This window comes from Serratia sp. S4, from assembly GCF_000347995.1.
GTDB classification, from domain to species: domain Bacteria; phylum Pseudomonadota; class Gammaproteobacteria; order Enterobacterales; family Enterobacteriaceae; genus Serratia; species Serratia quinivorans.
Genome location: NZ_KB661120.1, coordinates 779,523 through 800,481 on the forward strand (window position 1 = coordinate 779,523; position 20,959 = coordinate 800,481).

General features: G+C 56.4%; 19 protein-coding genes. 17 read left to right on the forward strand and 2 right to left on the reverse strand.

What is annotated here, in order from left to right; translation table 11 throughout:
- The first annotated feature begins 215 nt into the window (after positions 1-215).
- Positions 216-1,220 carry a catabolite repressor/activator gene (gene cra, locus SERS4_RS0104230; RefSeq protein ID WP_012005200.1) on the forward strand — a complete coding sequence of 335 codons (1,005 nt, stop codon included), beginning with the start codon at positions 216-218 and terminating at the stop codon, positions 1,218-1,220.
- Between the two features lie 32 nt (positions 1,221-1,252).
- On the opposite strand, the gene SERS4_RS0104235 is transcribed toward cra, so the two are convergent.
- Positions 1,253-1,693 (reverse strand): L-alanine exporter AlaE, encoded by a 441-nt coding sequence (locus tag SERS4_RS0104235; RefSeq protein ID WP_012005201.1) that lies wholly within the window; start codon positions 1,691-1,693, stop codon positions 1,253-1,255.
- Positions 1,694-2,564: 871 nt separating this feature from the next.
- On the opposite strand from SERS4_RS0104235, the gene mraZ reads away from it, so the two are divergent.
- From mraZ to lpxC, 16 genes are all read left to right on the forward strand, one after another.
- A complete protein-coding gene (gene mraZ, locus SERS4_RS0104240; RefSeq protein ID WP_012005202.1) occupies positions 2,565-3,023 on the forward strand; it encodes a division/cell wall cluster transcriptional repressor MraZ in 459 nt (152 codons plus the stop codon).
- A gap of 2 nt (positions 3,024-3,025) precedes the next feature.
- Positions 3,026-3,967, forward strand: coding sequence for a 16S rRNA (cytosine(1402)-N(4))-methyltransferase RsmH (gene rsmH / locus SERS4_RS0104245; protein WP_017891599.1), 942 nt, complete (start codon positions 3,026-3,028; stop codon positions 3,965-3,967).
- Positions 3,964-4,284 carry a cell division protein FtsL gene (gene ftsL / locus SERS4_RS0104250; protein WP_012005204.1) on the forward strand — a complete coding sequence of 107 codons (321 nt, stop codon included), beginning with the start codon at positions 3,964-3,966 and terminating at the stop codon, positions 4,282-4,284. The genes rsmH and ftsL overlap by 4 nt, the downstream gene beginning before the upstream one ends.
- Positions 4,285-4,326: 42 nt before the next feature.
- Entirely contained in the window at positions 4,327-6,090 is a 1,764-nt protein-coding gene (locus SERS4_RS0104255) for a peptidoglycan glycosyltransferase FtsI (protein ID WP_012005205.1), read from the forward strand.
- Positions 6,077-7,564: a UDP-N-acetylmuramoyl-L-alanyl-D-glutamate--2,6-diaminopimelate ligase gene (gene murE, locus SERS4_RS0104260; protein WP_017891600.1), complete on the forward strand. Its 1,488-nt coding sequence runs from the start codon at positions 6,077-6,079 to the stop codon at positions 7,562-7,564. Before SERS4_RS0104255 ends, murE begins: the two co-directional genes overlap by 14 nt.
- Positions 7,561-8,922 carry a UDP-N-acetylmuramoyl-tripeptide--D-alanyl-D-alanine ligase gene (gene murF / locus SERS4_RS0104265; RefSeq protein WP_017891601.1) on the forward strand — a complete coding sequence of 454 codons (1,362 nt, stop codon included), beginning with the start codon at positions 7,561-7,563 and terminating at the stop codon, positions 8,920-8,922. The genes murE and murF overlap by 4 nt, the downstream gene beginning before the upstream one ends.
- Positions 8,916-9,998, forward strand: a complete 1,083-nt coding sequence (gene mraY, locus SERS4_RS0104270; protein ID WP_012005208.1) for a phospho-N-acetylmuramoyl-pentapeptide-transferase — start codon at positions 8,916-8,918, stop codon at positions 9,996-9,998. The genes murF and mraY overlap by 7 nt, the downstream gene beginning before the upstream one ends.
- Positions 9,999-10,000: 2 nt before the next feature.
- Complete coding sequence (gene murD, locus SERS4_RS0104275; protein ID WP_017891602.1) at positions 10,001-11,320, forward strand: UDP-N-acetylmuramoyl-L-alanine--D-glutamate ligase; 1,320 nt, start codon at positions 10,001-10,003, stop codon at positions 11,318-11,320.
- Positions 11,317-12,519, forward strand: a complete 1,203-nt coding sequence (gene ftsW, locus SERS4_RS0104280) for a cell division protein FtsW (protein ID WP_017891603.1) — start codon at positions 11,317-11,319, stop codon at positions 12,517-12,519. Before murD ends, ftsW begins: the two co-directional genes overlap by 4 nt.
- 3 nt (positions 12,520-12,522) lie before the next feature.
- Positions 12,523-13,587, forward strand: coding sequence for an undecaprenyldiphospho-muramoylpentapeptide beta-N-acetylglucosaminyltransferase (murG, locus tag SERS4_RS0104285; protein WP_017891604.1), 1,065 nt, complete (start codon positions 12,523-12,525; stop codon positions 13,585-13,587).
- A gap of 83 nt (positions 13,588-13,670) precedes the next feature.
- Positions 13,671-15,149 carry a UDP-N-acetylmuramate--L-alanine ligase gene (gene murC, locus SERS4_RS0104290; protein WP_017891605.1) on the forward strand — a complete coding sequence of 493 codons (1,479 nt, stop codon included), beginning with the start codon at positions 13,671-13,673 and terminating at the stop codon, positions 15,147-15,149.
- Positions 15,139-16,059, forward strand: a complete 921-nt coding sequence (locus SERS4_RS0104295) for a D-alanine--D-alanine ligase (protein WP_017891606.1) — start codon at positions 15,139-15,141, stop codon at positions 16,057-16,059. Before murC ends, SERS4_RS0104295 begins: the two co-directional genes overlap by 11 nt.
- 1 nt (position 16,060) lies before the next feature.
- The gene (ftsQ, locus tag SERS4_RS0104300; protein WP_012005214.1) at positions 16,061-16,912 is read left to right on the forward strand and encodes a cell division protein FtsQ; all 852 of its coding nucleotides are present in this window, start codon (positions 16,061-16,063) and stop codon (positions 16,910-16,912) included.
- The gene (ftsA, locus tag SERS4_RS0104305; protein WP_004950148.1) at positions 16,909-18,165 is read left to right on the forward strand and encodes a cell division protein FtsA; all 1,257 of its coding nucleotides are present in this window, start codon (positions 16,909-16,911) and stop codon (positions 18,163-18,165) included. The genes ftsQ and ftsA overlap by 4 nt, the downstream gene beginning before the upstream one ends.
- A gap of 74 nt (positions 18,166-18,239) precedes the next feature.
- On the forward strand, positions 18,240-19,394 hold the full coding sequence (gene ftsZ / locus SERS4_RS0104310) for a cell division protein FtsZ (RefSeq protein ID WP_004950150.1): 1,155 nt from the start codon (positions 18,240-18,242) through the stop codon (positions 19,392-19,394).
- Positions 19,395-19,497: 103 nt separating this feature from the next.
- The gene (gene lpxC / locus SERS4_RS0104315; RefSeq protein WP_017891607.1) at positions 19,498-20,415 is read left to right on the forward strand and encodes a UDP-3-O-acyl-N-acetylglucosamine deacetylase; all 918 of its coding nucleotides are present in this window, start codon (positions 19,498-19,500) and stop codon (positions 20,413-20,415) included.
- 14 nt (positions 20,416-20,429) lie between these two features.
- Here the strand turns inward: lpxC and SERS4_RS0104320 are convergent, their stop codons facing one another.
- Complete coding sequence (locus tag SERS4_RS0104320) at positions 20,430-20,954, reverse strand: DUF721 domain-containing protein (protein ID WP_012005216.1); 525 nt, start codon at positions 20,952-20,954, stop codon at positions 20,430-20,432.
- Positions 20,955-20,959 lie beyond the last annotated feature (5 nt).

Below are 20,959 nucleotides of genomic sequence, written 5' to 3' on the forward strand. Positions count from 1 at the left end.
GCGTGATATTGGCATAATCTGAGGGCGCGGCCAGGCTGCGCCCTTTGTTTTTCGGTGTTTTTTGCCCGTTTGCTGGCACCTTTCGGCAAAAGCGGTTGCTAGGCAGTGTTTTCTGCTGTTAGATCGCAGAGGCTGGATTGAATAACCGCACAGGATGCGATGGTTAATCCGAGCATGGTTTTCACTTCTATTTTCAGCGTCATTAAGGGGTTAACGTGAAACTGGATGAAATCGCGCGTCTCGCAGGCGTTTCGCGCACCACGGCCAGTTATGTCATCAACGGCAAGGCGAAGCAGTATCGTGTCAGCGATAAAACCGTCGAAAAAGTGATGGCCGTGGTCAGGGAGCACAACTATCACCCGAATGCCGTCGCGGCAGGGTTGCGCGCCGGGCGAACTCGTTCAATAGGTCTGGTGATACCGGATCTGGAAAACACCAGCTATACCCGCATTGCCAATTATCTGGAGCGTCAGGCCCGTCAACGCGGTTACCAGCTGTTGATTGCCTGTTCGGAAGATCAGCCGGATAACGAAATGCGTTGTATTGAGCATCTGCTGCAACGCCAGGTCGACGCGTTAATCGTTTCTACCGCCTTGCCGCCGGAGCATCCGTTCTATCAGCGCTGGGCCAATGATCCGCTGCCAATTATCGCACTGGATCGGGCGCTGGATCGCGAGCATTTCATCAGTGTGGTCGGGGCCGACCAAGAGGATTCTTTCGCACTGGCGCAGGAGCTTCGTACCTTCCCGGCGGAGTCGGTACTGTATCTGGGAGCGTTGCCGGAGCTTTCCGTCAGCTTCCTGCGTGAGCAGGGTTTCCGCGAAGCCTGGCAGGATGACGAACGACCTGTCGATTATCTGTATGCCAACAGCTATGAGCGTGAGGCGGCCGGCGTGTTGTTTGCCGAATGGCTGAAAACCCATCCTATGCCCCAGGCGCTGTTCACTACCTCATTCTCTTTGTTGCAAGGGGTGATGGATGTGACGCTGAAGCAACGTGGCCGTTTGCCGACCGATCTGGCCATCGCCACCTTCGGCGATCACGAGCTGTTGGACTTCCTTGAGTGTCCGGTTCTGGCGGTCGCTCAGCGCCATCGTGACGTGGCTGAGCGGGTGCTTGAACTGGTACTGGCCAGCCTGGATGAGCCGCGTAAACCCAAGCCGGGTCTGACGCGTATCCGCCGTAATTTGTTCCGCCGCGGCAGCCTTAGCCGGAAGTAAACCCAAACAGGAGCGCCCGTTGCGCTCCTGCTTCACACGTAGCCCGCTACCCTGAACAACCTTCTGCAGTATTCCAGAAAATAGCCATACACCACGCCCATCGCCATTGATACCACGGCATTGCTGGTCACCGCCGTGATGATTTGTTGCCCATCGGCGCCGACGCTCCATAAGATGGCGGCATAGACCGGTGATTGGAAACTGACGTAGGCCAACAAATCGGCCAGGTTACGCAGTAAAAAAGGTTGGCGTTGAAAGCGCCTGGCGACACGGATAAACAGATCGCGATAGCGCCCATAGGGCCAGGCGATCAGGATATTTACCGGGATCGACAGCAGGCGGGACGAGAGTGATTGTTGAAAGCTCATGCCGGACACCAGGATTTCTATCGCCATACCGGCGATGAAGCAGTACACCACCAGTGCAAAGGTATCGGCGGCGGCGCTGCGCCAGTGAGCAACAGGCGAAAGCATGATGCAATCTCCATGATTATTGGTTAATGTTCTGTTAAATTGTTACTTTTAAGGTGTTAAAACTAGTTTTTTATTCTTCTTGTAGTTTACACTTCTGCATTTAATTTACTAAGTAGCTGAATATTTTTATTTAAAGGCGTTGCGTGGTTTTTGTGCTGAGCTCAGGCTGAGGAATATGGCGCGAAGGGATTAAAAATGGATGAATTCAAACTATTCAATTAAAAACAATGAGTTGCATTATTTGTTGCGAACGGGCGATTTTTCACAGTAAAAATTGTGGGAATAAATGATGTAAGGAAATGAAACCATAATTGTAAACAGGTATTTTGAGAATAATCTTACTAAATTGATTTAAATAGAAATTAGCTCTGCTCGTAATATCCGAGTCATTTATTTTTTCAGCGCACTTATCACTGAGGCTTTAATTGAAGTAAAATAGCGGCCGGCCTGCAGCCTAATAAGCGTTGAGTGTTATTAACTCAATGGCTTAAGCCCTATTTCGGCTTTAGGGCGAGTTTGCGCCGAGCCTTGTCCGGTGCGGGTCGCACCGGGTTACAGGGATGTGATTGCCGAGCTAAAAAATGAGACATCGATTGCAGAAGGAAGTATTGAGTTAATTAATCGCCAATTTGTCAGGTTTTTAATCACGCTCTTTCCGCTTAGAAATTTCTCCCCGTTTATCATGATGTTAATTTTTAATCATCTAATAAATAGCGTTCCTTTCGCGAGCCAGCTCCCAAAATGACCGAAGAAATATTGCCAAAGCGCTGGCGCTCTGGCTTGACAAGGTTTTCATACCCTCCGTAAACTCCATTATGTGGGAATTTGTGGGGTAAAGTGGTGAAAACGGTCGTGGAGGGGTAGCTCAGGCATGTTCCGTGGAGCAACGATGGTTAATCTCGACAGCAAAGGGCGGCTTGCCGTACCCACCCGTTACCGGGAATTGCTGAACGAGCAATCGGAAGGCCAAATGGTTTGTACCATTGACCTCCACCAGCCCTGCCTACTGCTTTACCCACTACCCGAATGGGAAATTATTGAGCAAAAGTTATCCCGTCTGTCGAGTATGAATCCCGCCGAGCGCCGCGTTCAGCGTTTGCTGTTGGGACATGCCAGTGAGTGTCAGATGGATAGCGCCGGTCGGTTGCTGTTAGCGACAACGCTACGCCAACACGCCGGGCTTACCAAAGAAGTGATGCTGGTCGGGCAGTTCAACAAGTTTGAACTGTGGGATGAACAGACCTGGTATCAACAAGTCAAGGATGATATTGACGCAGAACAGTCGACTCAGGAACCGTTGTCTGAGCGGCTACAGGACTTGTCGCTATAAGCATGTTGGAAAATTATAAACACACCACCGTACTGTTGGATGAGGCAGTTAACGGCCTTAATATTCGCAGTAACGGCACATATATCGACGGTACTTTTGGCCGCGGTGGCCATTCGCGTCTGATTCTGTCCCAGTTGGGGCCGGAAGGACGTTTGCTGGCAATTGACCGCGACCCACAGGCGATTGCAGCCGCCAAGTCTATTGAAGATCCTCGTTTTAGCATCGTACACGGCCCCTTTTCAGATTTGTCACACTATGTGCGGGAACGCGAACTGGTGGGGCAGATTGACGGCATTTTACTCGATCTGGGCGTTTCGTCGCCGCAGTTGGATGACGCAGAGCGCGGTTTCTCCTTCATGCGTGACGGGCCGCTGGACATGCGTATGGATTCCTCAAGCGGTCAGTCAGCTTCCGAGTGGCTAATGAAAGCGGAAGCCGACGACATTGCCTGGGTGCTGAAAACCTTTGGCGAAGAGCGTTTCGCCAAGCGTATCGCTCGCGCCATCGTGGAAAGAAACCTGGTCGACCCGATGACTCGCACCAAACAGCTGGCCGATTTGATCGCCAACGCCAGCCCGTTCCGGGACAAGCACAAACACCCGGCAACCCGCAGTTTCCAGGCGATCCGCATCTACATCAACAGTGAGTTGGAAGAGATCGAACGTGCGCTGGACGGCGCGCTGGAAGTGCTGGCTCCACAGGGGCGCCTGTCGGTGATCAGTTTCCACTCGCTGGAAGACCGTATCGTTAAACGCTTTATTCGCCACCACAGCCGCGGCGCTCAGGTGCCGGCCGGTATTCCGCTGACCGAAGCGCAATTGCGCAGTATGGGCGGACGTACGCTGAAAGCGCTGGGCAAGATGATGCCTGGGGATGCCGAAGTGGCGGAAAACCCGCGCGCACGTAGCTCGGTGCTGCGTATTGCCGAGAGGATGCCCGCGTGATTGGTAATGAGCGTCACGGCCTGGTTGGGGTGATTGGCGGCGATCTGCTGCGTAACGCCAAGATCCCGTTGATTTTGCTGATTGCTTCGCTGGTGTCAGCGGTTTTTGTGGTGACTACCGCGCACCGCACCCGTTTGCTGACCGCCGAGCGCGAGCAGCTGGTTTTAGAGCGAGATGCTCTGGACATTGAGTGGCGCAACCTGATCCTGGAAGAGAATGCTCTTGGGGACCACAGTCGGGTAGAGCGCATCGCTACTGAAAAACTGCAGATGCAACATGTTGATCCATCGCAGGAAAATATCATCGTTAAACAATGAATGGTTTAACTGAAATCACTACACGGAGTAGAAAGGGAACGCATGAAAGCAGCACGGCCCGGTAAGTTGAAACGCCAGGAAGATCAGGCCAGCTTTGTAAGCTGGCGTTTTGCGTTGCTGTGCGGCTGTATTTTGCTGGCGTTGGTTGGGTTGATGCTGCGTGTGGCTTATCTGCAGGTGATTAATCCGGACCGCCTGGTGAAAGAAGGCGACATGCGTTCACTGCGCGTGCAGGAAGTGCCCACTTCGCGCGGCATGATCAGCGATCGCTCAGGGCGGCCGCTGGCGGTGAGCGTGCCGGTGAACGCCATTTGGGCCGACCCGAAAGAGCTCAATGAGCGCGGTGGCATAACGCTGGACAGCCGCTGGAAGGCACTGTCTGATGCGCTGAATATCCCGCTGGATCAGCTTTCTACACGCATTAACGCCAACCCGAAAGGGCGCTTTGTCTACCTGGCGCGCCAGGTGAATCCGGCGATTGGCGACTACATCCACAAGCTGAAACTGCCGGGCATTTACCTGCGTCAGGAGTCTCGCCGCTACTATCCGTCCGGCCAGGTGACCTCGCATATCATCGGCGTGACCAACATCGACGGTCAGGGGATTGAAGGCGTAGAGAAGAGCTTCGACCGCTGGCTGACCGGGCAACCGGGCGAAAGAACCGTACGTAAAGACCGCTTTGGCAGGGTGATCGAGGACATTTCTTCGGTCGACAGTCAGGCGGCGCATAACCTGGTGCTGAGCGTCGACGAACGTCTGCAGGCACTGGTTTATCGCGAACTGAACAACGCCGTGGCGTTCAACAAGGCTGAATCCGGTACCGCGGTACTGGTGGACGTGAACACCGGCGAAGTGTTGGCGATGGCCAACAGCCCGTCTTATAACCCGAACAATATGGCCGGTACGCCGAAAGAAACCATGCGTAACCGTGCTATCACCGATATTTTTGAACCCGGCTCCACCGTAAAACCTATGGTGGTCATGACGGCATTGCAGCACGGCATTGTGAAAGAAAACAGCGTGCTCAATACCGTCCCTTACCGTATCAACGGCAAGGAAATCAGGGACGTTGCGCGTTACGCGGAACTCTCCCTGACCGGGATCTTGCAGAAGTCGAGTAACGTCGGTGTTTCACGACTGGCGTTATCGATGCCGTCCTCAGCGTTAGTAGATACTTACTCTCGTTTTGGATTGGGAAAAGCGACCAATTTGGGGCTGGTCGGAGAAAGCAGTGGCATATACCCAAAAAAACAACGGTGGTCTGACATAGAGAGGGCCACCTTCTCTTTCGGCTATGGGCTAATGGTAACCCCGTTACAGTTAGCGCGAGTCTACGCCACGATCGGCAGCCTGGGCGTTTATCGCCCGCTGTCGATTACCAAAGTTGACCCACCGGTTGCCGGTGAGCGCGTCTTCCCTGAACCTCTGGTGCGCACCGTGGTGCACATGATGGAAAGCGTTGCCCTGCCGGGCGGCGGTGGGGTGAAAGCCGCGATCAAGGGCTACCGAATTGCCATCAAAACCGGTACCGCCAAAAAGGTGGGCCCGGACGGCAAATACGTCAACCGATACATCGCTTATACCGCCGGCGTTGCGCCGGCGAGTAATCCCCGTTTTGCTCTGGTGGTGGTCATCAATGACCCGCAGGGTGGGAAATACTACGGTGGTGCGATCTCCGCACCGGTATTTGGCGCCATCATGGGCGGCGTGTTGCGCACCATGAACGTCGAGCCGGACGCGTTGCCTACCGGTGAGAAAAGCGATTTTGTAATTAACAGAAAAGAGGGTTCAGGTGGCCGATCGTAATTTGCGCGACTTACTCGCTCCGTGGGTGCCAACGGCGCCCGGGCGCGCGCTGCGGGAAATGACATTAGACAGCCGTATTGCGGCTGCCGGGGATCTGTTTGTCGCCGTTGTTGGCCATCAGGCAGATGGACGCCGCTTTATTCCGCAGGCTATCGCGCAGGGCGTTGCCGCTGTGATTGCCGAAGCTGAAGGTCAGGCTGAAGACGGTACTATCACCGAAATGCACGGCGTGCCGGTGATTTATCTGAGCCAGCTCAATCAGCGCCTTTCCGCATTGGCCGGTCGTTTTTACCATGAGCCGGCAGAGCGTCTGCGTTTGGTCGGCGTCACCGGGACCAACGGCAAGACCACCACCACTCAACTGCTGGCACAGTGGGGCCAACTGTTGGGTGAAACCAGCGCAGTGATGGGCACCGTGGGCAACGGCCTGCTGGGCCAGGTATGCCCAACCGAGAATACCACCGGTTCTGCGGTGGATATTCAACACGTGCTAAATGAACTGGTTGATCAGGGCGCGACCCTTGCCGCGATGGAAGTCTCTTCCCACGGCCTGGTGCAACACCGTGTGGCGGCGTTGCCGTTTGCCGCTGCGGTATTTACCAACCTGAGCCGCGACCATCTGGATTACCACGGTGACATGGCCAATTACGAAGCGGCCAAGTGGTCGCTGTTCGCCGGTCACGAAGTGGGTCAGGCGATTATCAATGCCGATGATGAAGTCGGTCAGCGCTGGTTAAGCCAATTGCCGGATGCGGTGGCCGTTACCATGCAGGATAACCTGCAGCCAGGCTGCCATGGGCGCTGGCTGAAGACTACCGCGGTCAACTATCACGATAACGGCGCGACTATCCACTTCAGCTCAAGCTGGGGCGACGGCGAGATTGAAAGCCGTCTGATGGGAGCCTTCAACGTCAGCAATCTGCTGCTGGCACTGGCGACGCTGCTGTCGTTGGGTTACCCGCTGGCCAAATTGGTTGCCACCGGCAATCAGCTGCAGCCGGTCTGTGGCCGCATGGAAGTGTTCAACGCGCCGGGTAAACCGACGGTAGTGGTCGATTACGCCCACACCCCGGACGCATTGGAAAAAGCATTGGAAGCCGCGCGTCTGCACTGCCTGGGGCAGTTGTGGTGTGTGTTTGGCTGCGGCGGCGATCGTGACAAAGGCAAGCGCCCACTGATGGGCGGCATCGCAGAACAGTTCGCCGATCGCGTAGTAGTGACCGATGACAACCCTCGTACCGAAGAGCCGCAGGCGATTATCGCCGATATCCTTACCGGCCTGCTGGACGCCGGGCGCGCTCTGGTGATCCACGGTCGTGCGGAGGCGGTAACCAGCGCCATCATGCAAGCCAAAGAACAAGATGTGGTACTGGTGGCGGGTAAAGGCCACGAGGATTACCAACTGGTGGGGAATCGCCGTTTGGATTACTCCGATCGTACCACCGTAGCGCGTCTGCTGGGGGTAGTAGCATGATCCCTGTCTCCCTTCGGACACTGGCCGATGTATTGAGCGCTGAGTTGATCGGCGCCGATTGCCAAATCGTTGAGGTGACGACAGATACCCGTCAGGTAACCGCAGGCTGCCTGTTTGTGGCACTGAAAGGCGAGCGTTTCGACGCTCACGATTTTGCTGTTGATGCGATAGCCGCTGGCGCCGGGGCACTGCTGGTAAGTAAGCGCTTATTGGTGGAGGTTCCGCAACTGGTGGTAAAAGACACCCGTTTGGCGTTGGGACAGCTTGCTGCCTGGGTTCGCCAGCAGGTGCCGACCCGCGTAGTGGCGTTAACCGGTTCATCGGGCAAGACCTCGGTGAAGGAAATGGCCGCGGCCATTCTGCGTGAATGCGGTGAAGTGCTGTATACCGCCGGTAACTTCAACAACGATATCGGCGTGCCGCTGACGCTGTTGCGTTTGCAGCCACAGCATGACTTTGCCGTGATTGAACTGGGTGCCAACCATATTGGCGAAATTGCTTACACCACCGCTTTAACCCGTCCGCAAACCGCCCTGGTGAATAACCTGGCGGCCGCCCACCTGGAAGGCTTTGGCTCTTTGGCCGGCGTCGCTCAGGCGAAAGGCGAAATTTTTGCCGGTTTACCGGCTGACGGTGTGGCGATCCTCAACGCCGACAACAACGACTGGCCGCACTGGCAGAGCATGCTGGACGGCAAAACCGTGTGGCGCTTCTCGCCGCAGGCGTCGGAAGGCGTTGATTTCTTTGCCAGCGACGTGCAGGTGAACGGCAAGGGCACGCAGTTTAGGCTGCACAGTCCGTTCGGCACCGCAGAGATTGCACTGCCGTTGCCGGGGCGCCATAACGTAGCCAATGCGTTGGCCGCTGCGGCGCTGGCCATGTCGGCCGGAGCATCGCTTGAGGCGGTGCGTCAGGGGCTCAAGCAATTACAGGCGGTGCCGGGGCGTTTGTTCCCGATTGCACTTTCTGACCATCAGCTGCTGCTGGATGACAGCTATAACGCCAACGTCGGTTCAATGACTGCCGCCGCACAGGTATTGGCGGAAATGCCGGGCTACCGCGTGATGGTGGTGGGTGACATGGCAGAGTTGGGGGCAGAAGCCGAAGAGTGTCACCGTCAGGTGGGCGAAGCCGCCCGGTTGGCAGGGGTCGACAAAGTATTGGGTGTCGGTCCGTTAAGCCAGGTGCTGATTGAAGCTTCGGGTAATGGCGAACATTTTCAGGATAAGGCAGCAGTGATCGCGCGCGTGGCGGAATTACTGTCAGAACATGCGGTAATTACCGTGTTAATCAAGGGTTCACGTAGTGCCGCAATGGAGCAGGTAGTACGCGCGTTACAGGAGAAAGCACCATGTTAGTTTGGCTGGCCGAACATTTGGTCAAATATTATTCCGGCTTCAACGTCTTTTCCTACCTGACGTTCCGAGCCATTGTCAGCCTGCTGACCGCGCTGTTCCTCTCCTTGTGGATGGGGCCGCGGGTGATTAAACGCCTGCAGGAGATGTCCTTCGGCCAGGTGGTGCGTAACGACGGTCCAGAGTCGCATTTCAGCAAGCGCGGCACGCCGACCATGGGCGGCATCATGATCCTGACCTCCATCACCGTTTCGGTGCTGATGTGGGCCTATCCGTCCAACCCTTACGTGTGGTGCGTACTGTTCGTGCTGGTGGGCTACGGCATCGTCGGCTTCGTTGATGACTACCGCAAGGTGGTGCGCAAAGACACCAAGGGGCTGATTGCCCGCTGGAAATATTTCTGGCAGTCGGTGATTGCGCTGGTGGTTGCTTTCGCCATGTATGCCGTAGGAAAAGACACGCCAGCCACCGAGCTGGTTGTGCCGTTCTTTAAGGACATCATGCCGCAGCTGGGCCTGTTATACGTGCTATTGGCGTACTTTGTGATTGTCGGCACCAGCAACGCGGTCAACCTGACCGACGGTCTGGATGGCCTGGCAATTATGCCAACGGTGTTCGTGGCTGCGGGTTTTGCACTGGTGGCCTGGGCGACCGGTAACATGAACTTCGCCAACTACCTGCACATCCCGTATCTGCGTCACGCCGGTGAATTGGTGATTGTCTGTACTGCCATCGTGGGCGCCGGTCTGGGTTTCCTGTGGTTCAACACCTACCCGGCTCAGGTCTTCATGGGTGATGTTGGCTCACTGGCACTGGGCGGCGCGCTGGGCACTATCGCGGTGCTGCTGCGCCAAGAGTTTTTACTGTTGATTATGGGCGGCGTATTCGTGGTTGAAACGCTGTCGGTGATTTTGCAGGTGGGGTCGTTCAAGCTGCGCGGACAACGTATTTTCCGCATGGCACCGATTCACCACCACTATGAATTGAAGGGCTGGCCAGAGCCGCGCGTGATCGTGCGCTTCTGGATTATTTCGCTGATGCTGGTGCTGATTGGCCTGGCGACGCTGAAGGTGCGGTAATTATGGCGGATTATCAGGGTAAAAAGGTGGTCATCATCGGGCTGGGCCTTACCGGCCTGTCCTGTGTTGATTTCTTTATGGCGCGCGGCGTGACGCCACGCGTTATGGATACCCGCATCTCACCGCCAGGGCTGGACAAGCTGCCTGAAAGCGTTGAGCGTCATCTGGGCGATTTGAATCAGGACTGGCTGTTGGCGGCGGATTTGATCGTTGCCAGTCCGGGAATGGCGCTGGCTACCCCGGCATTAAGCACCGCTGCGGATGCCGGCGTGGAGATCGTCGGCGACGTCGAGCTGTTCTGCCGCGAAGCGCAGGCACCGATCGTAGCCATCACCGGCTCTAATGGCAAAAGCACCGTCACTACCCTGGTGGGTGAGATGGCGAAAGCGGCCGGTTGGGCGGTGGGCGTTGGCGGCAATATCGGCCTGCCTGCGCTGAGTTTGTTACGTCAGGAGTGCCAACTGTACGTGCTGGAGCTATCAAGCTTCCAACTGGAAACCACCTTCAGCCTGCATGCGGCCGCGGCGACCATTTTGAACGTCACAGAAGATCACATGGACCGCTACCCGTTTGGCCTGCAGCAGTACCGTGCAGCCAAACTGCGCGTTTATGAAAATGCCGAGGTCTGCGTGGTCAATGCGGATGACGCGCTGACCATGCCGGTTCGCGGCGCCGATAAGCGCTGCATCAGTTTCGGTGCCGATGTGGGCGACTACCATTTGAACCGTCAACTGGGCGAAACCTGGCTGCGCGTGCGTGGCGAGAAAATCCTCAATACTCGCGAGATGAAGCTGACCGGCCGTCACAACTACACCAATGCGCTGGCGGCGTTGGCATTGGCCGATGCGGTCAATATCCCGCGAGCCTCCAGTCTGAAAGCGCTGACCACCTTTACCGGCCTGGCACATCGCTTCCAACTGGCGTGGGAACATAACGGCGTACGCTGGATTAACGATTCCAAAGCCACCAACGTCGGCAGTACCGAAGCGGCGTTGAATGGTCTGCAGGTGGACGGCACTCTGCATCTGTTGCTGGGCGGCGACGGCAAGTCTGCCGACTTTTCCCCGCTGGCGCAGTATCTGCAGGGCGATAACGTCCGTCTTTACTGTTTTGGTCGTGATGGCGAACAACTGGCGCAGCTGCGGCCGGAGGTCGCTACGCTGACCGAGACCATGGAACAGGCGATGCAGGCGATAGCCGGTCGGGTGCAGTCCGGCGATATGGTGTTGCTGTCACCGGCATGCGCCAGCCTGGACCAGTTCCGTAATTTTGAAGTGCGCGGCGACGAGTTCGCCCGTCTGGCACAGGAGCTCGGCGGATGAGACTACGCTTGCCGAACTTCGGGCTGACCGAACTGTTTAAAAACTGGGTCGCGGGATCGCGTGATAACGACTCGGTCAATATGGTGTTGTACGATCGCACCTTACTGTGGCTGACCTTTGGGTTGGCCATTATCGGTTTTGTGATGGTGACCTCGGCATCGATGCCGATCGGTCAGCGTCTGGCGGACGATCCTTTCCTGTTCGCCAAGCGTGATGCGCTCTACCTCGCCTTGGCGTTCGGCCTGTCGATGGTGACGCTGCGCATTCCGATGGAAGTCTGGCAGCGCTACAGCAACATCATGCTGCTGATGTCGATTGTGATGCTGTTGATAGTATTGGTGGTCGGCAGCTCGGTAAACGGGGCATCGCGCTGGATCGCGCTGGGTCCGCTACGTATTCAGCCGGCAGAGCTGTCCAAGCTGTCGCTGTTCTGCTACCTGGCAAGTTATCTGGTGCGCAAGGTTGAAGAAGTGCGCTCCAACTTTTGGGGTTTCTGCAAGCCGATGGGTGTGATGGTGGTGCTGGCGGTATTGCTGCTGGCCCAGCCGGATCTGGGTACCGTGGTCGTGCTGTTCATTACCACGCTGGCGATGCTGTTCCTGGCCGGTGCCAAAATGTGGCAGTTCCTGGCGATTATCGGCTCCGGTGCTTTCGCGGTGGTGCTGTTGATCATTGCCGAACCTTACCGTATGCGCCGCGTGACGTCGTTCTGGAATCCATGGGCCGATCCGTTCGGCAGCGGCTACCAGTTGACCCAGTCGCTGATGGCCTTTGGACGCGGTGAGTTCTGGGGACAGGGGTTAGGGAACTCGGTACAGAAACTCGAGTATTTACCGGAAGCGCACACCGACTTTATCTTCTCGATTTTAGGCGAAGAACTGGGCTATATCGGTGTGGTTTTTGCATTGTTAATGGTATTCTGCGTCGCTTTTCGTGCTATGTCGATTGGCCGCCGTGCGCTGGAGCTTGATCAACGTTTTTCCGGCTTTTTGGCCTGCTCAATTGGCGTGTGGTTTAGCTTCCAGGCGTTGGTTAACGTCGGGGCGGCGGCAGGTATGTTGCCGACCAAAGGTCTGACGCTGCCATTGATAAGCTACGGCGGTTCAAGCCTGCTGATTATGTCGACGGCGATTGTGCTGTTATTGCGTATTGATTATGAAACGCGTCTGGCGAAAGCCCAGGCGTTTGTGAAGAGGTAAGGGATGAGCGGGAAACCTAAGCGTTTAATGGTGATGGCAGGCGGTACCGGTGGACATGTGTTCCCGGGACTGGCGGTCGCACATCATCTGATGGCGCAGGGCTGGCAGGTGCGCTGGCTCGGAACCGCAGACCGAATGGAAGCCGATCTGGTGCCAAAGCACGGGATCGAAATTGATTTCATCCGTATTTCCGGCCTGCGTGGCAAAGGGCTGAAGGCCCAGTTGAGCGCACCGTTGCGTATCTGGCACGCGGTACGCCAGGCGAAGGCAATCATGCGCAACTACCAGCCGGACGTGGTGCTGGGCATGGGCGGTTATGTTTCCGGCCCTGGCGGTTTGGCGGCATGGTTGTGCGGTATCCCGGTGGTATTGCACGAGCAAAATGGTATTGCCGGCCTGACCAACCGTTGGCTGGCGCGTATTGCCAAAACCGTGCTGCAGGCATTTCCTGGTGCGTTCCCGAACGCCGAGGTGGTGGGTAACCCGGTTCGTACCGACGTACTGGCATTACCGCTACCGGCAGAACGTTTGATTGGCCGTGAAGGGCCGATCCGCGTGTTGGTGATTGGCGGAAGTCAGGGGGCACGGGTACTGAATCAGACAGTTCCTGAAGTCGCGGCGAGATTGGGCGATAAAATAACGCTCTGGCATCAGGTAGGTAAAGGTGCACTGGAAAACGTGTTGCGCGACTACGAGAGGGTAGGGCAGACACAGCACAAGGTGGCCGAGTTTATTGATGACATGGCTGCCGCTTACTCCTGGGCTGATGTGGTGGTGTGCCGTTCCGGCGCGTTGACCGTCAGCGAGATTGCTGCCGCAGGCCTGCCCGCGATATTTGTGCCATTCCAGCACAAGGACCGTCAGCAATATTGGAATGCTCGTCCACTGGAAGAAGCCGGCGCGGCGAAGATTATCGAACAACCGCAGTTTAACGCCGATGTAGTGGCGGAACTGCTGGCCGGCTGGGATCGTCCAACGCTGTTGGCAATGGCTGAAAAGGCGCGCGCTGTCGCCATTCCGGATGCTACCGAGCGTGTGGCGGCGGAGCTGGTGCGGGTCGCCAAATAATTTGCAGGGGTTCGGTACGCCGGGCCTGAATTAAAGAATGTCATACAGGGGCCCGGTATGCCGGACCCGGATTAGAGAGAGTGATGAATACACAACAACTGGCGAAACTACGTACTATCGTGCCCGAGATGCGACGCGTCCGGCACATTCACTTTGTCGGCATCGGTGGCGCCGGCATGGGTGGTATCGCCGAAGTGTTGGCTAACGAAGGTTATCAAATCAGCGGTTCTGACCTGGCACCGAACCCGGTAACCCAACAGTTGAGCGCGCTCGGGGCGACGATTTACTTCCATCACCGCCCGGAAAACGTACTGGATGCCAGCGTAGTGGTGGTTTCTACCGCCATTTCCGCGGACAACCCAGAGCTTGTCGCCGCCCGTGAGGCGCGTATCCCGGTGATCCGTCGCGCAGAGATGCTGGCCGAACTGATGCGCTTCCGCCACGGTATCGCCGTTGCCGGTACGCACGGCAAGACCACCACCACGGCGATGGTGTCGAGCATTTATGCCGAAGCCGGCCTGGACCCGACCTTTGTCAACGGCGGGCTGGTGAAAGCGGCGGGTACCCATGCGCGTTTGGGTTCCAGCCGTTACCTGATTGCGGAAGCGGATGAGAGCGATGCGTCGTTCCTGCATTTGCAGCCGATGGTGGCGATAGTCACCAATATCGAAGCCGACCATATGGAGACCTACCAGGGCGACTTCGAAAATCTGAAGCAGACGTTTATTAACTTTTTGCACAACCTGCCGTTCTACGGTCGTGCGGTGATGTGTGTTGATGACCCGGTGGTGCGCGAACTGCTGCCACGCGTGGGCCGCCATATCACCACCTACGGTTTCAGTGATGATGCCGACGTACGCATCGAGAGCTATCGCCAGGTTGGGCCGCAGGGCCACTTTACGCTGAGCCGTCAGGACAAACCGTTAATGACGGTCACCCTGAATGCGCCGGGCCGTCACAACGCGTTAAACGCCGCGGCGGCAGTGGCAGTGGCAACAGAGGAAGGCATTGACGACGCAGATATCCTGCGTGCGCTGGCCGGCTTCCAGGGTACCGGTCGCCGTTTTGATTTCCTCGGCGAATTCCCGCTGGAGCCGGTCAACGGCAAAAGTGGCAGCGCGATGCTGGTGGATGACTATGGTCACCATCCGACTGAGGTTGACGCAACGCTGAAAGCGGCGCGTGCCGGTTGGCCGGACAAGCGTCTGGTGATGATTTTCCAGCCGCACCGTTACACCCGTACGCGCGATTTGTATGACGACTTCGCCAACGTGCTGTCGCAGGTGGACGTGCTGCTGATGCTGGACGTGTATTCGGCGGGTGAAACGGCAATCCCAGGGGCGGACAGCCGCTCACTGTGCCGGACTATCCGCAGCCGCGGCAAGCTGGATCCGATTCTGGTTTCCGATGCGGACACCGTGCCGGAAACCCTGGCGCAGCTGTTGCAGGCCGACGATTTAGTGCTGGTGCAGGGCGCCGGCAACGTGGGCAAAGTTGCCCGCAAACTGGCTGAGCTGAAGCTGCAGCCACAGAAAAAAGAGGAGGAACACCATGGCCGATAAAGTTGCCGTACTGCTGGGTGGCACCTCTGCTGAACGTGAAGTGTCATTGCAATCCGGCGCTGCCGTGCTGGCCGGGCTGCGTGAAGCCGGTATCGATGCCCACGGCATTGATATCCGTGACTTCCCGGTTACCCAGTTGAAAGAACACGGGTTTACCAAAGTCTTCATCGCATTGCACGGTCGCGGCGGCGAAGACGGCACCCTGCAAGGGATGCTGGAGTTCCTCGAGCTGCCTTATACCGGCAGCGGTGTGATGGCTTCGGCGCTGACCATGGACAAATGGCGCACCAAAATGGTGTGGCAGTCGATGGGCTTACCGGTGGCGCCTTATGTCGCGCTGAACCGCAAACAGTATGCTGGTGCAGAGAAAGCGGCGCTGCTTGCCCGCGTGGAAGCCCTGGGCCTGCCATTAATCGTCAAGCCGAGCCGTGAAGGTTCCAGCGTCGGCATGAGCAAAGTCACTGAACGTGACGCGCTCGAAGCGGCGTTGGAAGAAGGTTTTCGCCATGACGACGACGTGCTGGTCGAAAAGTGGTTGAGCGGCCCGGAATACACGGTAGCGATGTTGGGCGACCAGGTTCTGCCTTCGATCCGCATTCAACCGGCCGGCGTATTTTATGACTATCAGGCCAAGTACATTTCGGACGATACCCAGTATTTCTGTCCGAGTGGCCTGGGTGCGCAGCAGGAAGCCGAAATGGCTGCCCTGGCGTTACGCGCCTACCGTGGGCTGGACTGCAGCGGCTGGGGCCGCGTGGATGTGATGCAGGATAGCGATGGCAGCTTCTATCTGCTTGAGGTGAATACCTCGCCGGGCATGACCAGTCATAGCCTGGTGCCGATGGCAGCGCGCCAGTCTGGTTTAAGCTTCTCGCAGCTGGTAGCGAGAATTTTGGAGTTGGCCGACTGATATGTCGCAAGCTGCCCTGAATGCGCGTGAACGCGAGGTGGATAACAACCCGCGCCGCAGCAATGGAACCCAGTTGGCGGGAATGGTTTTCCTGCTGATGGTATTGGGAACGGTCCTGTGGAGTGGCTGGGCGGTGATTGGCTGGATGAAAGACGCCAGCCGCCTGCCGCTGTCACGACTGGTGGTAACCGGTGAACGCCATTACACCACCAACGACGATATTCGCCAGGCGATCCTGGCACTGGGATCGCCGGGTACTTTCATGACGCAGGATGTGGATATCATCCAGCAGCAGATTGAACGCCTGCCGTGGATCAAGCAGGCCAGCGTACGCAAGCAATGGCCGGACGAGCTGAAAATCCACCTGGTGGAATATGTCCCGGTGGCGCGCTGGAATGATTTGCACATGGTGGACGCCGAAGGCAAATCCTTCAGCGTGCCGGCAGAACGAATTGGCAAACAGAAGTTGCCGTTGCTTTATGGCCCGGAAGGGAGCGAACAGGATGTTCTGGACGGATATCGGACCATGAGCAACATGTTAGCGGCCAGCAAATATACGCTGAAAATGGCAGCCATGAGTGCTCGCCATTCCTGGCAGCTGGCTTTGGATAATGATGTTCGGCTGGAGCTGGGACGCGACGATCGCACCGGACGCCTGCAGCGCTTTATCGAGCTTTATCCGATATTGCAGCAGCAGGGGCAGGCAGAAAGCAAGCGAGTCAGCTACGTCGACTTACGCTATGAGGCCGGTGCATCGGTAGGTTGGGCCCCAGTGTTAATCGACCCGCAGGCAGCAGGCGATCAGCAAAACAGTAATCAGCAACAGAATCAGGCACAGGCAAAACAACAATGATCAAGTCGACGGACAGAAAACTGGTAGTTGGACTGGAGATCGGTACTGCAAAAGTCTCCGCATTGGTAGGGGAAGTTCTGCCCGATGGCATGGTCAACATTATCGGGGTGGGCAGCTGCCCGTCTCGCGGTATGGATAAGGGTGGCGTTAACGACCTGGAGTCGGTAGTGAAGTGCGTACAGCGCGCTATCGATCAGGCCGAACTGATGGCTGATTGTCAGATTTCTTCGGTTTACCTCGCATTATCGGGTAAACACATCAGCTGCCAGAACGAAATAGGGATGGTTCCTATTTCCGAAGAGGAAGTGACACAGGAAGATGTGGAGAACGTGGTGCATACCGCTAAATCGGTACGCGTCCGTGATGAACACCGCATCCTGCACGTCATCCCTCAGGAATACGCCATCGATTATCAGGAAGGCATCAAAAACCCGGTTGGGTTGTCCGGCGTGCGTATGCAAGCCAAGGTGCACCTGATCACCTGCCATAACGATATGGCAAAAAACATCGTCAAGGCAGTAGAACGTTGCGGTCTGAAAGTAGACCAACTTATTTTCGCCGGTCTGGCCGCCAGCTATGCGGTACTGACCGAAGATGAGCGCGAACTCGGCGTTTGTGTGGTGGATATCGGCGGCGGCACCATGGATATGGCGGTGTACACCGGCGGTGCGCTGCGCCACACCAAAGTGATCCCTTACGCCGGGAACGTGGTCACCAGCGATATCGCCTACGCCTTCGGCACACCGCCGACAGATGCGGAAGCGATCAAAGTTCGACACGGCTGTGCGCTTGGGTCGATTGTTAGCAAGGATGAAAGTGTAGAGGTGCCAAGCGTTGGGGGGCGTCCTCCTCGTAGTCTGCAAAGACAGACACTGGCTGAAGTTATCGAGCCACGCTACACCGAACTGTTGAATCTGGTTAACGATGAGATTTTGCAATTGCAGGAGCAACTGCGTCAGCAAGGGGTGAAGCATCATCTGGCAGCGGGTATTGTGCTGACCGGTGGCGCCGCCCAGATTGATGGCCTGGCAGCTTGTGCGCAACGGGTGTTCCATACCCAGGTACGCATCGGCCAACCCTTGAACATCACGGGTCTGACGGATTATGCGCAGGAGCCTTACTACTCTACGGCGGTAGGTCTGCTGCACTATGGAAAAGAGTCTCACCTGAGTGGTGAGGCAGAAGTAGAAAAACGCGCCTCGGTGGGCAATTGGTTTAAACGTATCAATAGCTGGCTGAGAAAAGAGTTTTAATGTTTCAACAAAGAGATCATGCTGAGTAATCTTTTTATGATCTCGCAGCGACAGGCACAAAACGGAGAGAAACTATGTTTGAACCAATGGAACTAACCAATGACGCGGTGATTAAAGTCATCGGCGTCGGCGGTGGCGGTGGCAACGCCGTTGAGCACATGGTGCGCGAGCGCATCGAAGGTGTTGAATTCTTCGCCGTTAATACAGACGCTCAGGCGCTTCGTAAAACGGCAGTTGGCCAAACCATCCAGATCGGTAGCGGTATTACCAAAGGTCTGGGTGCGGGCGCGAACCCTGAAGTGGGTCGCAATTCAGCGGAAGAAGACCGTGAAGCCTTGCGTGCCGCACTCGATGGTGCAGACATGGTCTTCATTGCAGCCGGCATGGGCGGCGGTACCGGTACCGGTGCAGCGCCAGTCGTCGCAGAAGTTGCTAAAGATCTGGGTATTCTGACAGTGGCCGTGGTTACCAAGCCTTTCAATTTCGAAGGCAAGAAACGCATGGCGTTCGCTGAGCAGGGTATTGCAGAGTTGTCCAAACATGTGGACTCACTGATCACTATCCCGAACGACAAGCTGTTGAAAGTTCTGGGTCGCGGTATTTCTCTGCTGGACGCGTTCGGCGCGGCCAACGACGTGCTCAAAGGCGCGGTGCAGGGTATTGCCGAACTGATCACCCGTCCGGGCCTGATGAACGTCGACTTCGCCGACGTGCGCACCGTAATGTCCGAAATGGGCTACGCGATGATGGGTTCCGGCGTTGCCTGTGGTGAAGACCGTGCTGAAGAAGCAGCGGAAATGGCGATCTCCAGCCCACTGCTGGAAGACATCGACCTGTCCGGCGCTCGCGGCGTTCTGGTCAACATCACCGCCGGTTTCGACCTGCGTTTGGATGAGTTCGAAACCGTGGGTAACACCATTCGTGCTTTCGCTTCCGACAATGCGACCGTAGTTATCGGTACCTCGCTGGACCCGGAAATGAACGACGAACTGCGCGTGACCGTGGTTGCGACCGGTATCGGCATGGACAAACGTCCGGAAATCACTCTGGTGACCAACAAACAGGCCAGCCAGCCAGTGATGGACCATCGCTACCAGCAGCACGGCATGTCGCCGTTGCCGCAGGAAGTGAAACCTGCCGCCAAGGTAGTAAACGATCCGACTGCGCAGCCTAATAAAGAGCCCGACTATCTCGATATTCCTGCCTTCCTGCGCAAGCAGGCAGACTAAGAATATCCTGAGAATTTGGAATCTCCGCTCTTTGTGCTAAACTGTCCCGCCGGCCATGCTGTATGCTTGGTCGGTAGGATTGATAACATTGCGAGATAAAACGATGATCAAACAACGGACATTAAAACGTATTGTTCAGGCGACTGGTGTCGGTTTACATACCGGCAAGAAAGTCACGCTGACAATGCGCCCCGCAGCGGCTAATACCGGGGTCATCTATCGTCGCACTGACTTGAATCCCCCGGTTGATTTTCCGGCTGATGCAAAATCCGTGCGTGATACCATGCTGTGCACCTGCCTGGTGAACGAGCATGACGTGCGTATTTCTACCGTTGAGCATCTTAATGCCGCGCTGGCTGGTTTGGGTATCGACAACATCGTTATCGAAGTTGACGCCGCCGAAATTCCTATCATGGACGGCAGTGCCAGCCCGTTCGTCTTCCTGTTGCTGGATGCCGGCATTGAAGAACTGAACTCTGCGAAGAAATTCCTGCGTCTGAAAGACACCGTGCGTGTTGAAGATGGCGATAAGTGGGCCGAGCTGTCCCCGCATAACGGGTTCCGCCTGGACTTCACCATCGACTTCAACCACCCGGCTATCGATGCCAGTACGCAACGCTACCGCCTTGATTTTTCTGCCGACTCGTTCGTGCGTCAAATCAGCCGTGCGCGCACCTTCGGTTTTATGCGTGACATCGAGTATTTACAGTCACGTGGCCTGGCCCTGGGTGGCAGCTTTGACTGCGCTATCGTGGTGGATGATTACCGCGTTCTGAACGAAGACGGCCTGCGCTTTGAAGACGAATTCGTACGCCACAAAATGCTGGACGCCATCGGCGACCTGTTCATGTGCGGCCATAACATCATTGGCGCGTTCACCGCGTACAAGTCTGGTCATGCGCTGAATAACAAACTGCTGCAAGCGGTTCTGGCGAAACAGGAAGCGTGGGAATTTGTCACCTTCCAGGACGAAGCCGAAATGCCTTTGGCATTCAAAGCCCCGTCCACCGTATTGGCATAAGCTGATACCACTGATTATTTATCACGACTGGTAGCGTTGGCACCTTCTCCGGCCAGCGATGCCAGTCGTTCCAATATCTTGCGCAGTTTTTCTGGGCTCCGGCTCGCCAATCCCCTTAATTCCTCAGCACTTTCCTGGCTCAGATGACGCATAGGCACCTTCTCCTGCGTATTTCCTGCCGTTTTTGCGGCGTTCTGCACAAGGTTGCTCCCTTTTGCCATCAAGGCCGGATTAATCCTGATGTCGATCGACGACAATGATGGTAGAATTTGCGCTCGTAGTGCAGATAGTAAAGCCGGTTGTTCGTAGCGTAGACGCATCATCCAGCTGGCATTTGCCGTTTCTAGCACTAAAATACCCTGTCGGAAATTTGCGACGCGGCACCAGGGATGCAGTTGAACCGGCAATACGCCTTTCACTGCACGGTTAAGCTTCAGCAGCGCCACTGCGCGTTGCTGGACGTTATGCAGCGGGCCTTTGTCTTCTGTGTTAGCGTCGTCAAACAGGGAATCTAATAATTGTGGACGGCTATCGCGCATAATGG